Below are 14,037 nucleotides of genomic sequence, written 5' to 3'. Positions count from 1 at the left end.
GAGCTTGTCGGTGCCCTCGTGCACCATCTGCCCCATGGACCCCGTCACCGCCTTCGGACTGCTCGTCGCGCTCGGCCTCGGCATCGCCGTCGGCTGGCTCTGGCACTCCTCCCGGTCCGGCCAGCACGCGGCACGGGCCCAGGCCCAGCTCGCGGCGCTGCGCGAGAACGAGAAGACGCTGCGACAGTCCCTCGCCGCGGTGAACGAGGACTCGGCCCGCCGCACGTCGGGCGCGGTCGGCGAACAGGTCTCCCACCTGGTCGGCCCGCTGCACGACGCGGTCGACGCCCTCGCAAACCAGGTCCAGCAGGTCGAACGCAGCCGGGTGCACGCGTACGCCGGGCTGTCCGAGCAGGTCGCGGGCATGCATCGCGCCTCCCAGCTGCTCACCACCCAGACCGGCCAGCTCGTCACCGCGCTGCGCGCCCCGCAGATCCGTGGCCGGTGGGGTGAGATCCAGCTCGAGCGGGTGGTCGAACTGGCGGGCATGGTCAAGCACTGCGACTTCGACACCCAGGTCAGTGGCGAGGGTGTGCGGCCGGACCTGCTGGTCCGGCTGGCAGGCGGCAAGCAGATCGTGGTCGACGCCAAGGTTCCCCTCGCCGCGTACCTGGACGCCGCGCAGGAAGAGGATCCCCGTCTCAGGGACGGCCACCTCACCCGGCACGCCCGACAGCTGCGCACACACGTCGACCAGCTCTCCGCCAAGGCCTACTGGGCCTCGTTCGATCCGAGCCCGGAGTTCGTGGTGCTGTTCGTCCCTGGCGACCCGTTCCTCGACGCCGCGCTCACCGCCGACGCCGAGCTGCTCGAGCACGCATTTGCGAAGAACGTGATCCTGGCCACCCCGACCACCCTCGTCGCACTGCTGCGCACCATCGCGCACACCTGGCGGCAGGAGACGCTCTCCCGTGAGGCCGCGACCATCCACCGCCTCGGCCGCGAGCTGTACACGCGGATCGGGGTGGTCGGCAGCCACCTGGACCGGCTCGGATCCCAACTGGGCAAGGCCGTCGACTCGTTCAATCTGACGGCGGCCTCCATGGAGTCGCGGGTCATCGTGACCGCCCGCAAGCTCCACGAACTGGAGGTCGGGGACGGGGAGGTCGCCGAGATCGGGCGGATCGACTCGTGGCCGAGGGCCGTCGGCCTCGGCGAGAACTTGCCCACTAACGGTCGCGCCAACGAGGCGATCGGATCGTGAACGGCTAGTGTCTAAGGGTGTCTGCAACCCAACGTGCTCGCTCTGGGGTGCCGCTCGAGATGCGGTCTGTTCTCCCCACTGTGCCCGGCGTGCCCGCAGCGGCCGCCGTTCTCATCGCGGTGGCGACGACCTTCGTTGGATTCGCCATTGACGCGGTCCGTGGCAACGAACTGACGTCCGCGTTCTCCGTCTTCTACTTCCTCGGCTGTGTCGGCGCGGTCCTCGCGGTCCGCAGCCGCGGCCTGTTCGCCGCGATGGTCCAGCCGCCGCTGATCCTGTTCGCGGCCGTGCCGCTGGCCTACCAGTTCCTGACCACCGGATCCAAGGGCGGACTCAAGGATCTGATGTTCAACGTGGCGATCCCGCTGGTCAACCGCTTTCCGCTGATGTTGACCACCACCCTCGCCGTGCTCATCATCGGCGGGGTCCGGCTCTACCTCGGCCAGCAGGCGGTCCGCACCCCTGCCCGCACGAAGAGCAGGTCCGCGGAGGCAGGTGCCGCCCGCGGCACCGATCGTCCCGCGACCCGGCCGCAACAGGCGGCACGACGGACCGACCAGCCGCGCACGGCGGCCCAGCGCACCGCATCGGCGCCGCGCCCGCACGGGGCTCCGCAGACCCAGCCCGGACGCGCGGTGTACCGGGACCCGGCGCCGACCCAGGTCCAGCGTCGTCCGGTCCCCCCACCGCCCGCGCCGGGGAACGGCCGTAGGCCGGAACGCACGCCGACTGCCGCGACCGCCCGGGTGCAGCCCCCGCGCGGCGCCGCCGACCCGTACACCCCCGTGCACCCGATCCCGCAGGTCCGATACCGGGACCGGGAAGACTCGGCTCACGATCAGCCGCGCGGCAGGTACTGACGCCCGCGGACCGGCTCCGTATGGGCCGGGACCGGGGCGTCACCGCCCGTGCTAGGAACCGGTGTTGCTCGGCGAACCGGTGTTGCTCGGCTTGCGCAGCTCGCGCGGTAGCGAGAAGACGAGGGTCTCGTTCGCGGTGGTCACCGGCTGCACATCGTGGAATCCGTGCTCGGCGAGCAGCTCGATCACGCCGCTGACCAGGATCTCCGGTACCGAGGCACCCGAGGTGAGACCGACGGTGGTGACACCGTCGAGCCACGCGGTGTCGATCTCGCGCGCGTAGTCGACCAGGTAGCTCGCCCGCGCGCCTGCGCCGAGGGCCACCTCGACCAGCCGCACCGAGTTCGACGAGTTCCGCGACCCGACAACGATCACCAGATCGCACTCCGGGGCCATCGCCTTCACCGCGACCTGCCGGTTCTGGGTGGCGTAGCAGATGTCGTCGCTCGGCGGGTCCTGCAGCAGCGGGAACTTCTCGCGGAGCCGGGCCACCGTCGCCATCGTCTCGTCCACGCTGAGCGTGGTCTGCGACAGCCAGATCACCTTCGACTCGTCGCGCACGGTGACGGCGTCGACCGACTCGGGTCCGTCCACCAACTGGACGTGGTCAGGGGCCTCGCCCGCGGTGCCCTCGACTTCCTCGTGGCCCTCGTGTCCGATCAGCAGGATGTCGTAGTCGTCCCGCGCGAACCGCTTGGCCTCCTGGTGCACCTTCGTCACCAGCGGGCAGGTCGCGTCGATGGTCTTGAGGTTGCGCTCGGCCGCCGACTCGTGCACGGCGGGCGACACCCCGTGGGCGGAGAACACCAACAGCGAGCCCTCCGGCACCTCGTCGGTCTCGTCGACGAAGACGACGCCGCGGTCAGACAGCGTCTCGACCACGTGCCGGTTGTGCACGATCTCCTTGCGCACGTAGATCGGCGCGCCGTGCTTCTCGAGGGCCCGCTCGACCGTCTCGACCGCACGGTCGACACCCGCACAGTATCCACGTGGTTCGGCGAGCAGGACGCGCTTGCCGGAGCCGCCCGGAGCAGGGGCGCTGGAACGGGCGATGCCCAGGTTCAGGGGGACAGCGGAAGACATGACACCAGGGTACGGGCAGCCATGACGGGGTGCCCGATCAGGCACACCGCGCGCCCAGCTACCAAAAGGGGCATTCGTCAGGCAGTCTTAGGGCCATGATTCGTCCCCCTTTCGCTGCGCGGGTCGCTGCCGGGATCGCCGTCACGGTTGTCGAAGAGGTGCAGAAGCTGCCGAACACCGCGGTCGCGCTCCCCATGACCACCATCAGCCACATGCTGCAGACGACCATGCGCGTCCAGCAGTCGATGACTGCGCTGGCGATCAAGGGCGATCAGGCGTTCTCGATGCTCTTCCACCAGGACGAGGAGCAGCCGGAGTGGGCGGTCTTCGACGAGGACGCCGCGCCCGCGCCGTCAAGCGGCGACGGCGCGGCGGCCAAGCCCGCGAACCAGGGCCGGTTCGCGCTGTACTCGATGCAGCCGGAGTCCGAGCCTGACGCGCCTGCGGCGGCGCCCGCGACGGGCGCACCCGAAATGGCGGCCGCGAACAAGTCCGCCAACGGCACGCCCGCGTCGACGAAGGCAAAGCCGGCGGCAGCGCGGCCCGAGATCGCCGAGTACCTGGACTACGACAACCTCACGCTCGCCCAGCTCCGGGCGCGGCTGCGGACGTTGTCGGTCGAGGAGCTCGATGCCCTGCTGGCCTACGAGAACGCCGCCCGCGCCCGCGCCCCGTTCCAGACAATGCTCGGTAACCGGATCACCAGCGCCAAGGCCAAGTGAGCTCCGTCCAGCCGAGCCAGACGGGCGCGCCGACCTCGAACTCGCCCGAGCACCCGTGGCCGGTCCGATCCGTCGCGACCAAGGTCTCGCAGTGGATCGATCGCCTCGGCAGCATCTGGGTCGAGGGCCAGATCACCCAGATCAACATCCGTCCCGGCACCCGCACCGCGTTCCTGGTGCTGCGTGACGCCTCCGTGGACATGTCGCTGTCGGTGACCTGCTCCCCCGCGCTGATCCGCGACTCCCCGGTCCCGCTGACCGAGGGCAGCCGGGTCGTGATGTTCGGCAAGCTGTCCTTCTACACGGGCCGCGGCACCGTGTCCCTGCGCGTCACCGAGATCCGGGCCGTCGGGATCGGCGAACTGCTCGCCCGGATCGAGCGGCTGCGCGCGCTGCTCGCGGCTGAGGGCCTGTTCGATCCGCGGCTCAAGCGGCCGCTGCCGTTCCTCCCGCACACCGTCGGCCTGATCACCGGCCGGGCCAGTGCCGCCGAGCGTGACGTGCTCAGCGTCGCCGGAAAACGTTGGCCCGCCGTCCAGTTCGAGATCCGCAACACCGCGGTGCAGGGTCCGACGGCAACCGCGCAGATCGTCGCGGCGCTGGCCGAGCTGGACTCGAACCCGGCGGTGGAGGTGATCGTCCTGGCGCGCGGCGGCGGCAGCGTCGAGGACCTGCTGCCGTTCTCCGACGAGACCCTGTGCCGCGCGATCGCCGCGTGCACCACCCCGGTGGTCAGCGCGATCGGCCACGAACCGGACAACCCGCTGTGCGATCACGTCGCGGACGTGCGCGCCGCGACGCCGACCGACGCCGCCAAGCGGGTGGTCCCCGACGCACTCGCCGAACAGGCCCTGGTCGCCGAGTTCCGGGCTCGCGGCGCGGCCGCACTGCGGAACTGGGTGGCACGCGAGGCGCGGTCGTTGGCCGATCTTCGCAGCAGGCCGGTGCTCGCCGACCCGCTCGCCGCCGTCGAGCGGCGGGCCGAGGAGATCGCGCGGCTGCGCGAGGCCGGCAGGCGCGACGTCAACCGACTGGTCGCCGGTCAGGCCACCGTCGTCGAGCACCTCGTGGCCCGGCTGACCACCCTCGGGCCTGCGGCGACGCTCGCCCGCGGGTACTCGGTGGTGCAGAAGGTGGTGCCCGGGTCGGATCCGGAGGTGCTGCGCTCGGTGGAAGACGCCCCGCCCGGCACCCAGTTGCGGGTGCGGGTCGCCGACGGCGCGGTCATCGCCGCCGTCATGGGCAAGGACAAGTCAGGAGAAGCACAGTGAGCCAACCGGTATCGGAGCTCGGCTACGAGGCCGCGCGCGACGAGCTGGCCGACGTGGTCAAAATGCTCGAGCAGGGCGGCCTCGACCTCGACCACTCCCTCGCGCTGTGGGAGCGCGGCGAGGCGCTGGCCAAGCGCTGCGAGGAGCACCTCGCGGGGGCGCGGGCACGGGTCGAGAAGGCGCTCTCGCACGCCGACGACGAAGGCGACCCGCGGTAGCGCGGAGCCGGTCTCAGCTGCTCGCCGAGTAGGTCGCGCGGCCGGCCAGGTAGGTCGCCTCCACCGTGAGATCGGCTATCGCGGCGGGATCCACGGCGCGGGGGTCGGCGGACAGCACGACCAGGTCGGCGTATTTGCCGGCGGCCAGCGTCCCGATGATCTCGTCGGCGAAGAGTTGGTGCGCGGGCCAGATCGTCTGGGCGCGCAGTGCCTCCTCGACGGTGATGCGCTCCTCCGGCGCGAGGACCCGTCCGGTGCGGCTGGTCCTGGTGACCGCGACGGAGATGTTGCGCAGCGGCTCGACCGGTGTGACCGGCGAATCGTTGTGCAGGGAGATCCTGATGCCCGCGTCGAGGGCTGAGCGCGCGCGCATCCAGTGCGAGCCGACCTCCTCGCCGAACAGCCCGTCGACGAGCACATCGCCCCAGTAGTAGAGGTGGTCGATGAGCAGGCTGCAGGTCACGCCCAGCCGGGCGGCCCGCCGAAACTGGGCCGCGGTCATCGCCCCGCAGTGTTCCAAGCGCAACCGGTGATCGGCTCGGGGATGCTCGGTCAGCGCGGCCTCGTACACGTCCAGGATCGTGTCCACGCCGCGGTCGCCGAGGACGTGGCAGGCCATCTGCCACCCCAGCGGGAAGTACGCGCCGACGATCGCCGCGAGCTGTTCGCCCGTGTAGTTCGCCTGGCCTCGGTGGTCGTGCCCGAGGCCGATCACGTTGAGCGTCGCGTCGGTGTTGAGGTACGGGAACGAGGTGTCGATGTTGCCCACCCATGGCGACCCGTCGACCCACAGCTTGATGCCGATCTGCCGGAACGCGTCGTCACCGTCGTCAGGTGACGACTCGGAACGCATTTCGGCGGTGGACATCTCGTACGTCCGCAACCGGACGAGGGGGTGATCGCCCGCGTAGTGGGTGCGCATCAGCGGCAGTTGGTGCGGCGAGAACGCGAGGTCCGCGATCGTGGTGATGCCACGCGCGGCCAGCCCCTGCAACTCGGCACGCCACAGGGCCGCCGGGTCGACGTCCCGGCTCTGCATGGGGCCCGCGAGGGCGAAGATCGCCGGGACCTCGTACGCCTTGCCTGTCAGTTTCCCGTCGGCGTCACGCTCGAAATGCGCGCCGGTCGGATCCGGTGCGTCCGCAGGCAGACCCGACAGCCTCAGCGCCGCCGTGTTCGCCCAGGCGAGGTGACCCGAGTTGTGCATCACCAGAACCGGCCGCTCCCCGGCGAGTTCGTCGAGCCAGGGCCTGGTCGGTTCGGGGAACCCCGATTGGAGCAACGGATCGAGCCCGCTGAAGATGAGCGGCACGGTCGCGGGCGCGCTCGCCAGGGTGTCCCGCATGAGGGCGATCACCGCGTCCGCGTCCGGAACGATGACGGGACGGATGTCGACGACGGTGTCCGCGTAACGGGTCATGTCCATGGAGGGGTGGCCGTGTGCCTCCACGAAACCGGGAAGCAGGGCCCGTCCGCCGAGATCGACGACCTCCGTGTCGGCGGTCCGCAGCGCGAGGATCTCCTCCGCCGCCCCCACCGCGGCGATCCGCCCATCGCGCACCGCGAGCGCTTCCGCAACGGGCAGAGACTCATCCATCGTGACAACGATTCCGTTGGTGAAGATCAGGTCCATGTCGCCTCCGAGAAATTGACACTTCCGGATACCTCTCACAGTCTGCGGCGTCGATGCGCGAAACCTGTCGAATTGCGCGAAGAGTGTGGGCACTGTTCCCCGACAACCCGGTCCTCGTACCGGTCGTCCGCTGAGCGGACTCCCGATGAGCGGGATCGCCCGCTGCCCCTGTCACCGGCGACTCCCTAGCCTCGGCGCATGGCAGGCGAAAAGGTGTACGTCATCGACCGGGTCGTCACCAGGCCAGGGCGCGCACGAGAATTCGTCGACGCGTACCTGGCCGAGTACGCCCCCGGAGCCCGCGGACGGGGGATGACTCTCGAGCACGTGCTGGTGAGTCCGCCGGTCTGGTTCGACGACGAGTCGAACACGATCACCGTCACCTGGACGCTCGACGGCGCGGAGGGCTGGTGGCGGATGACGTGGCAGGGACGCCCGGACCCCAGCCTCGGTCAATGGTGGACACGGATGGACGAGCTGGTGCTCGAGCGCACCCGCACGATGGCCTCCGCCTCACAGGACGTGGACGGGTTGACCGATGTTTAAGATCACCAAGCTCATTCACCAGCGCCCCGACGTCGATGACGGCGTCCGAGCCCGGCTGGCCGACGACCTGCGCCGCACCGCGATCGAGTCGGGCGCGCACCGCGCGCTGATCCAGCCGACGCTGCCCGGTGTCCGCAACGGCGGTGACCTGCTCGCACATCTCCAGTTCGATGCCGAGGATCGATGGCGCGCGGCCGAACCTGCCGTCGATGCGCTCCTCGATCCCGCGGTCGTCGACCGCGTCGACGGCGTCGAGTACCGCGGCGAGCCACGCGGACGGCTCGGGGTCGGGGCCGAGGGCGGGGTCTACCGGACGCTGCTGCTACGGGTGGATCCCGGCGCGGCGGACACCGTGGTGGAGCAATTCGAGGACGAGCTGCTCCGGATGCCCCGCCACGTCCCCGCGATCCGGTCCTGGCAGCTCAGCCGGGTGTCGCGGGCGGAGGGCGCGTCGCCGTGGACGCACGTGTGGGAACAGGAGTTCACGGACCTGCAGGGACTGATGGGCCCCTACCTCGCGCACCCCGTGCACTGGGCGTACATCGACCGGTGGTTCGACCCGGAGTGCCCGGACGTGATCGTCCGCGACCGGGTCTGCCACAGCTTCTGCGCGCTCGACGGTTCGGCCGTCTAGCGGACCGGGCTGAGGGACCGGATCAGGGCGTCAGCGGCTGGGCCGCGTCGACGGCCGTGGCGAGCTCGGTGAACTCCTCGGTCGTGCCGCTGCCCTTGATCAGGACCCGGACGTCGCCGAGATCGGTCACCCAGATCGGCTCGCTGCCCTCCTCGGCGTACTCCACCCACCGATCACCCGCGACCGGGGCGACACCCGTCGGGCTGCGCAGGTCGCCCGCGACCCAGGGCACCAGCGCCTCCTCGGTCGCCGCGCTCTGGCTCAGCTGCAGGTAGCGACCCTTCGAGGTGATGTAGCCGACGGTGGTGACGTCGCCGCCACTGTCACCGCCCACCACTCCGCGGCTGCCGGAGTTGGGCTGCCAGTCCTCGGGCACGGCGGGGTCGCGAACCGGGAACCCGAGCACACCCGCGTCGTACTTGAGCGACGCGTCGACGTCGAACTGCGGCACCGGCCCGGAGGTGGGACCGCCCGGGCTGAACGAGCAGCGACTCGCGACCCCGGCGACGATCAGGCACAACAGGACCAGCGGGATGATCGACCACATCATGTCTTTGTTGTTCTGCAGAATCCGGGGTTTCTTCTCGGCCACGCAGCTAGTATCCCAGCCGCGCATCCGCCGAGGTCCGGCGGTTCCCACCGGCGGGCGCAATCACCGCCGGAAATCAAATATATGTTGTTAGATGTCCGGCATGCGTTCGAGGATCTTCATCCGCCTGCCTGCCCTTCGTACCGCCGCGATCCGCGGGGTGCTCCTCGCGCTCGGCCTCGCCGCGGTGGCCACGGCCGCGCCTGCAGCGGCAGTCGCCCAGCCCGCCGGCTACGCCGCACTGCTCGACATCACGCCTGCCAACGCGAAGGCCGAGCAGGCGGGCGGCCTCGACCCCCTGCTGCCGACCGACCCCGCCGTCCTCGGCGACTCGCTCGACGCCGCTCGGGCGGCAGGCGTGCCTGCCGGCCGCTATTCCGCACTGCTGCACCAGTACTGGCTCGCCCGCGGCGCAAGGGCGGCGGGCATCGACCTGGCCACCTGGGACCCGAACACCGGCCTCGCCGCCAACGCCACGCTGGTGGACCGGGTGTACGAGAACTACGGCCGGTACCAGCGCGCCCGCACCGAGCTGTACTGGGCCGGGATGGCGGGGATGGCGGGCGCCTCCTTCACCGGCGGCTTCTGGGACCTCGACATGGGCCGCGCGGCGCTCGGTGTCGACGCCGTCCGCGGCATCGGCGGCGCGGTGGCCGCGGCCACCGGCGCGTTGCCCGGGGCGGCGACGGCGCTGCTGCCGCCGGACGCCCGGGTGCTCGCGACCGTCGGCCCGACCGTGACGGCGCAGGATCTGGACTGGTACCAGAAGCGCCTGCTGATCATGCAGAAGCACATCTTCTTCGACATGGTCCCGATGCACGAGGCGTACCTCACGGGCGGCCCGGCCGCCGTCGACGAACTCGACGCGGCGGGCCTGCTCGACGACAACGCGAGGGCCGCGTGGGCGGGCATCTACTCCGGCACCCCGGCCGGCTACGCCGATGCCATGGTCCGGATGGCGGACCGGGAACAGAACCAGGTCGTCGCCGACCAGTGGGATGCCACGTCGGCGGCACGCGGCGGCGTCGGGCGGGCCCTGACCTATGTGACGACCATCGCCGCGAAGCCCTCGGTCCCCGGCTCACAGGCCCCGGGGGTGTTCGCCCCGGTATCGGTCACCGGCGAGGCCGCAGGCGCCACCTACCGGCTGCGGGCGCCGCTGCCCGACTTCAACTGGGCGGATCGCGGACCGCGCTGGACGTACATCGCCGGAGACATCGCGGTCGCCTATCGGCGCCTCGCCGAGGATCGACCGGGAGTGGCCGCCGCGCTGCTCACCCAGCCGTTCCGTCAGTTCGCCGATCAGCAGCGAGCGGTGCACCGCGCCCCCGACCTGCTCCGCGATCTGAGCACGGGATGGTCGCTCGAGCGGCTGCCGTAGCCCAGCCTCATCAGCGGGCCACCGGTGATGAGACAATCACGCTCGAGTCGAACCCTGACTTCCCCGACGGAAACTATGGCGGCGCCGCATGCGCCTGCCACTAGGAGGCACCGCACATGACGGCCAGCACCCCATCGAGTCGCCGCGAGGCGCCGGACCGCAACCTGGCGATGGAGCTGGTCCGCGTCACCGAGGCGGGCGCGCTGGCCGCGGGCCGCTGGGTCGGCAAGGGCGACAAGGAGGGCGGTGACGGTGCCGCCGTCGACGCCATGCGTCAGCTCGTGAGCAGCGTGTCCATGCGCGGCGTCGTGGTCATCGGCGAGGGCGAGAAGGACGAGGCGCCCATGCTCTACAACGGCGAAGAGGTCGGCAACGGCGACGGCCCGGACTGCGACTTCGCGGTCGACCCCGTCGACGGCACCACGCTGATGTCCAAGGGCATGCCGAACGCGATCTCCGTCCTCGCGGTCGCCGAGCGGGGCGCCATGTTCGACCCGTCGGCCGTGTTCTACATGGAGAAGATCGCCGTCGGCCCCGACGCCGCCGATGTCATCGACATCACGGCCCCGGTCGCGGAGAACATCAAGCGCATCGCGAAGGTCCGCAAGTCCTCGGTTTCCGACGTCACCGTCTGCATCCTGGACCGGCCCCGGCACGCCCAGTTGATCGCCGACGTCCGCACGACCGGCGCCCGGATCCGGCTGATCTCCGACGGCGACGTCGCAGGAGCCATCGCCGCGGCCCGCCCCGACTCCGGCACCGACATGCTGATCGGCATCGGCGGCACCCCCGAGGGCATCATCGCCGCCGCCGCCATGCGCTGCATGGGCGGCGCGCTGCAGGGCCGGCTCGCCCCGACCGACGACGCCGAGCGCCAGAAGGCCATCGACGCGGGCCACGACCTGGATCGGGTGCTGCTCACCGAGGACCTGGTCTCCGGCGAGAACGTCTTCTTCACCGCGACCGGCGTCACCGACGGTGACCTGCTGCGCGGCGTCCGCTACAGCGGCGGCGGCGCGCACACCCAGTCGATCGTGATGCGCAGCAAGTCCGGCACCGTCCGGATGATCGACGCCTACCACCGCCTGTCGAAGCTGCGCGAGTACTCCTCGGTCGACTTCGACGGCGACCCGGACGCCCAGTTCCCCATGCCGTAAGGCGCTACGCGCCTGTGAGTCCTTTTGGCCCGTATAGGGGCCAAAAGGACTCACAGGCGGCGCAGCCGCTTGAGTGGCAAGCTGCTAGGTATGACTGAGAACGCCGAATCCCAGTTCCGCATCGAGCACGACACCATGGGCGAGGTCAGAGTCCCGATCGACGCGCTGTGGCGGGCCCAGACCCAGCGCGCGGTGGAGAACTTCCCGATCAGCGGCCGCGGCCTCGAGCGCGCGCAGATCCGGGCGATGGGCCTGCTCAAGGCCGCCTGCGCGCAGGTCAACAAGGACCTCGGCCTGCTCGACGCCGTCAAGGCCGACGCGATCATCGCGGCCGCCGAGGAGATCGCCGAGGGCAGGCACGACGACCAGTTCCCGATCGATGTGTTCCAGACGGGTTCGGGCACCAGCTCCAACATGAACGCCAACGAGGTCATCGCGTCGATCGCGAAGGCGAACGGCGTCGAGGTGCACCCCAACGATCACGTCAACATGTCGCAGTCCTCGAACGACACCTTCCCGACGGCGACCCACCTCGCCGCGACGGAGTCCGCGGTGAAGGCGCTGATCCCCGCGCTCGACCATCTGCGGCTGGCGCTGTTCGACAAGGCCGCCGAGTGGAAGTCCGTCGTCAAGTCCGGGCGGACCCACCTCATGGATGCCGTGCCGGTCACCCTCGGACAGGAATTCGGCGGCTACGCCCGGCAGGTCGAGGCAGGCATCGAGCGGATCATGTCTGCCCTCCCCCGGCTCGGCGAGCTACCGATCGGTGGCACCGCGGTCGGCACCGGACTCAACGCCCCCGACGGCTTTGGGCCCTTGGTGGTCGCCGAACTCGTCCGGACCACCGGGATCGACGCACTCTCCCCGGCGCGCAACAGCTTTGAGGCTCAGGCCGCCCGCGACGGATTGGTCGAGGCATCGGGCGCACTGCGGACGATCGCGGTCTCGCTCACCAAGATCGCGAACGACATCCGCTGGATGGGGTCGGGCCCGCTGACCGGACTCGGCGAGATCCGGCTCCCCGACCTGCAGCCCGGCTCGTCGATCATGCCCGGCAAAGTGAATCCCGTTCTGCCGGAAGCGGTCACGCAGGTCGCCGCGCAGGTCGTGGGCAACGATGCGGCCGTCGCCTGGGGTGGCGCGGCAGGCGCCTTCGAGCTCAACGTGTACATCCCGATGATGGCCAGGAACCTGCTCGAGTCATTTCGCTTGCTCGCCAACGTCTCCCGACTGTTCGCGGACAAGTGCGTCTCGGGCCTTGTCGCCAATACCGATCACCTCAAGACGCTCGCGGAGTCGTCGCCGTCGATCGTGACGCCACTGAACTCCGCGATCGGCTACGAGGAGGCCGCCGCCGTCGCGAAGGAGGCGCTCAAGGAGCGCAAGACGATCCGCCAGACGGTGATCGACCGCGGGCTGGTTCCCGAGAAGCTGACCGAGGCGGAGCTCGACCGCCGTCTCGACGTCCTCGCGATGGCGAAGGTCCAGGAGTAGCGGTCAGGCAGGCGGCGACTTGCGCGCGCGCCGCTTGGCCCACAGCATCCGCGCCAGGTAGGCCGGGCTCGGCTGCAACCAGCCGAGCTGCTCGGCCATGCCCAGATCGTCGCGGTTGGCCCAGTGTTCGATCACCAGGCCGTCCTCGAGTCGAACCCAATGTGATTGGGTGACAGCGAAACTCCGGCCCGTCGGCGGGAAGGCCCCGGCGACGGCGCCGGCATCGTCGAAGTTCAGGAACAGCCCAACGTGGCGACCGCTCATGGTCACCTCGACGGCGACGAGGTCTCCGTCCGCCACCACGTTCCGGATCTCGAAGTGCAGGTCCGCGAACGGCCGGCGCAGCCACAGCGCGGTCGCATGCCAGGATCCCGGTCCGCGGACCCGGGTGTGCGGCGGCTCGGTCTTGGTCTCGTGGTTGACGGCATCCGGATGGATGATGGCGTCGAAGTCCTCGCGGCTGCCCGCGGCGACCAACTCGATGCTGCGCACGGCGATCGACTTCGCGTCCGCCGAGGGGGTGGATCGATCGCTGTTCACTCCGGCCTCCCGGCAGTCGACGAACGTTGCTCAGTCCGCGATGGCGATGACCGCACCCGGCTGCAGCCACCGGATCAGCCAGACCAGTGCGCCCTCGCTCACCGCGACGCAGCCCAACGTGGGCTCACCGTTGGAGACGTGCAGGAAGAAGGCGCCGCCGCCGCCGGGCACCCGCTCCTTGTTGACGCCCATCACCACCGCGTAGCGATAGGCGGGGATCTCCAGCTCCTCGCTGGCCGACTCGTCGAAGGCGCATGACCCCGGCGCGCAGACCTGATGCGTGTTGTAGGTCGCGCTGTCCGGGTCGCCGTCCCACCAGTCGTTCGGACCCACCTTCCGGTACGGCAGGCCGCCGCCGGGGTTCCCGGCCGTACCGAACGCCGCGTCCAGGCTGAACACGCCCTCCGGGGTCGCGGGGACCCCGTCCGCGGCCGCATCCGTGAACCCGTCCGCCCCGACCTGCGCGGGCAGGCTCGGGGAGATCCGGTGCCAACCGAGTGGGGAGCGCTGCCAGGCCTCCAGGGTGGCATTCGAGCCGCCCGACCCGCGAACGCTGATGACCTGGGTGGCCCCTCCGACGGCCCCGTCGAACCAGGGCCCCTGAGCCAGAGCGTGCGGCGCACACAGCAGCGCCAGCACCGTTGCGATGACGGTCGATAGGATCGCGCTCGCCAGTTTGCGCACACCACATGGTGTCCCGCGAGG

15 protein-coding genes are annotated in these 14,037 nt (G+C 70.5%); 10 read left to right on the top strand and 5 right to left on the bottom strand.

Annotated elements, in window-relative coordinates:
* Nucleotides 1-34: 34 nt before the first annotated feature.
* A complete protein-coding gene (locus FCG67_RS14515; protein WP_136910452.1) occupies nucleotides 35-1,204 on the top strand; it encodes a DNA recombination protein RmuC in 1,170 nt (389 codons plus the stop codon).
* A gap of 89 nt (nucleotides 1,205-1,293) precedes the next feature.
* On the top strand, nucleotides 1,294-2,064 hold the full coding sequence (locus FCG67_RS14510; RefSeq protein WP_246045076.1) for a DUF6542 domain-containing protein: 771 nt from the start codon (nucleotides 1,294-1,296) through the stop codon (nucleotides 2,062-2,064).
* 51 nt (nucleotides 2,065-2,115) lie between these two features.
* Here the strand turns inward: FCG67_RS14510 and FCG67_RS14505 are convergent, their stop codons facing one another.
* A complete protein-coding gene (locus FCG67_RS14505; RefSeq protein WP_136910451.1) occupies nucleotides 2,116-3,147 on the bottom strand; it encodes a 4-hydroxy-3-methylbut-2-enyl diphosphate reductase in 1,032 nt (343 codons plus the stop codon).
* 95 nt (nucleotides 3,148-3,242) lie between these two features.
* Between FCG67_RS14505 and FCG67_RS14500 the strand changes: the two genes are divergently transcribed.
* From FCG67_RS14500 to FCG67_RS14490, 3 genes are read left to right on the top strand one after another with little or no spacing between them, the layout of a single operon-like run.
* Complete coding sequence (locus FCG67_RS14500; protein ID WP_136910450.1) at nucleotides 3,243-3,869, top strand: lipid droplet-associated protein; 627 nt, start codon at nucleotides 3,243-3,245, stop codon at nucleotides 3,867-3,869.
* On the top strand, nucleotides 3,866-5,140 hold the full coding sequence (xseA, locus tag FCG67_RS14495) for an exodeoxyribonuclease VII large subunit (protein ID WP_136910449.1): 1,275 nt from the start codon (nucleotides 3,866-3,868) through the stop codon (nucleotides 5,138-5,140). The genes FCG67_RS14500 and xseA overlap by 4 nt, the downstream gene beginning before the upstream one ends.
* Nucleotides 5,137-5,358 (top strand): exodeoxyribonuclease VII small subunit, encoded by a 222-nt coding sequence (locus tag FCG67_RS14490; protein ID WP_037176321.1) that lies wholly within the window; start codon nucleotides 5,137-5,139, stop codon nucleotides 5,356-5,358. Before xseA ends, FCG67_RS14490 begins: the two co-directional genes overlap by 4 nt.
* Before the next feature lie 13 nt (nucleotides 5,359-5,371).
* Here the strand turns inward: FCG67_RS14490 and FCG67_RS14485 are convergent, their stop codons facing one another.
* Nucleotides 5,372-6,991 (bottom strand): amidohydrolase, encoded by a 1,620-nt coding sequence (locus FCG67_RS14485; protein WP_136910448.1) that lies wholly within the window; start codon nucleotides 6,989-6,991, stop codon nucleotides 5,372-5,374.
* A 198-nt stretch (nucleotides 6,992-7,189) separates the two neighbouring features.
* Between FCG67_RS14485 and FCG67_RS14480 the strand changes: the two genes are divergently transcribed.
* Together FCG67_RS14480 and FCG67_RS14475 are read left to right on the top strand one after the other, a co-directional pair.
* A complete protein-coding gene (locus tag FCG67_RS14480; protein WP_136910447.1) occupies nucleotides 7,190-7,537 on the top strand; it encodes a hypothetical protein in 348 nt (115 codons plus the stop codon).
* Complete coding sequence (locus FCG67_RS14475; protein WP_136910446.1) at nucleotides 7,530-8,171, top strand: Dabb family protein; 642 nt, start codon at nucleotides 7,530-7,532, stop codon at nucleotides 8,169-8,171. The genes FCG67_RS14480 and FCG67_RS14475 overlap by 8 nt, the downstream gene beginning before the upstream one ends.
* A 22-nt stretch (nucleotides 8,172-8,193) precedes the next feature.
* Here the strand turns inward: FCG67_RS14475 and FCG67_RS14470 are convergent, their stop codons facing one another.
* A complete protein-coding gene (locus tag FCG67_RS14470) occupies nucleotides 8,194-8,763 on the bottom strand; it encodes a DUF4245 domain-containing protein (protein WP_136910445.1) in 570 nt (189 codons plus the stop codon).
* 100 nt (nucleotides 8,764-8,863) lie between these two features.
* Here FCG67_RS14470 and FCG67_RS14465 point away from each other — a divergent pair, with 100 nt between their 5' ends.
* The 3 genes from FCG67_RS14465 (at nucleotide 8,864) to FCG67_RS14455 (ending at nucleotide 12,792) form a co-directional block, all read left to right on the top strand.
* Nucleotides 8,864-10,141 carry a hypothetical protein gene (locus tag FCG67_RS14465; protein WP_211243207.1) on the top strand — a complete coding sequence of 426 codons (1,278 nt, stop codon included), beginning with the start codon at nucleotides 8,864-8,866 and terminating at the stop codon, nucleotides 10,139-10,141.
* Nucleotides 10,142-10,257: 116 nt separating this feature from the next.
* Complete coding sequence (glpX, locus tag FCG67_RS14460; protein ID WP_097212364.1) at nucleotides 10,258-11,298, top strand: class II fructose-bisphosphatase; 1,041 nt, start codon at nucleotides 10,258-10,260, stop codon at nucleotides 11,296-11,298.
* Nucleotides 11,299-11,388: 90 nt separating this feature from the next.
* The gene (locus tag FCG67_RS14455) at nucleotides 11,389-12,792 is read left to right on the top strand and encodes a class II fumarate hydratase (RefSeq protein ID WP_136910444.1); all 1,404 of its coding nucleotides are present in this window, start codon (nucleotides 11,389-11,391) and stop codon (nucleotides 12,790-12,792) included.
* A gap of 3 nt (nucleotides 12,793-12,795) precedes the next feature.
* Here the strand turns inward: FCG67_RS14455 and FCG67_RS14450 are convergent, their stop codons facing one another.
* Both FCG67_RS14450 and FCG67_RS14445 read right to left on the bottom strand, forming a co-directional pair.
* The gene (locus FCG67_RS14450) at nucleotides 12,796-13,332 is read right to left on the bottom strand and encodes an ester cyclase (RefSeq protein WP_136910443.1); all 537 of its coding nucleotides are present in this window, start codon (nucleotides 13,330-13,332) and stop codon (nucleotides 12,796-12,798) included.
* A 30-nt stretch (nucleotides 13,333-13,362) separates the two neighbouring features.
* Nucleotides 13,363-14,016 (bottom strand): L,D-transpeptidase family protein, encoded by a 654-nt coding sequence (locus tag FCG67_RS14445; RefSeq protein WP_169310531.1) that lies wholly within the window; start codon nucleotides 14,014-14,016, stop codon nucleotides 13,363-13,365.
* Nucleotides 14,017-14,037: the final 21 nt, after the last annotated feature.

It is taken from the genome of Rhodococcus oryzae, from assembly GCF_005049235.1.
Lineage (GTDB): Bacteria > Actinomycetota > Actinomycetes > Mycobacteriales > Mycobacteriaceae > Rhodococcus_G > Rhodococcus_G oryzae.
The sequence above is the reverse complement of the archived record's forward strand: the minus strand, read 5'-3'. Positions and strand labels throughout refer to the sequence as shown.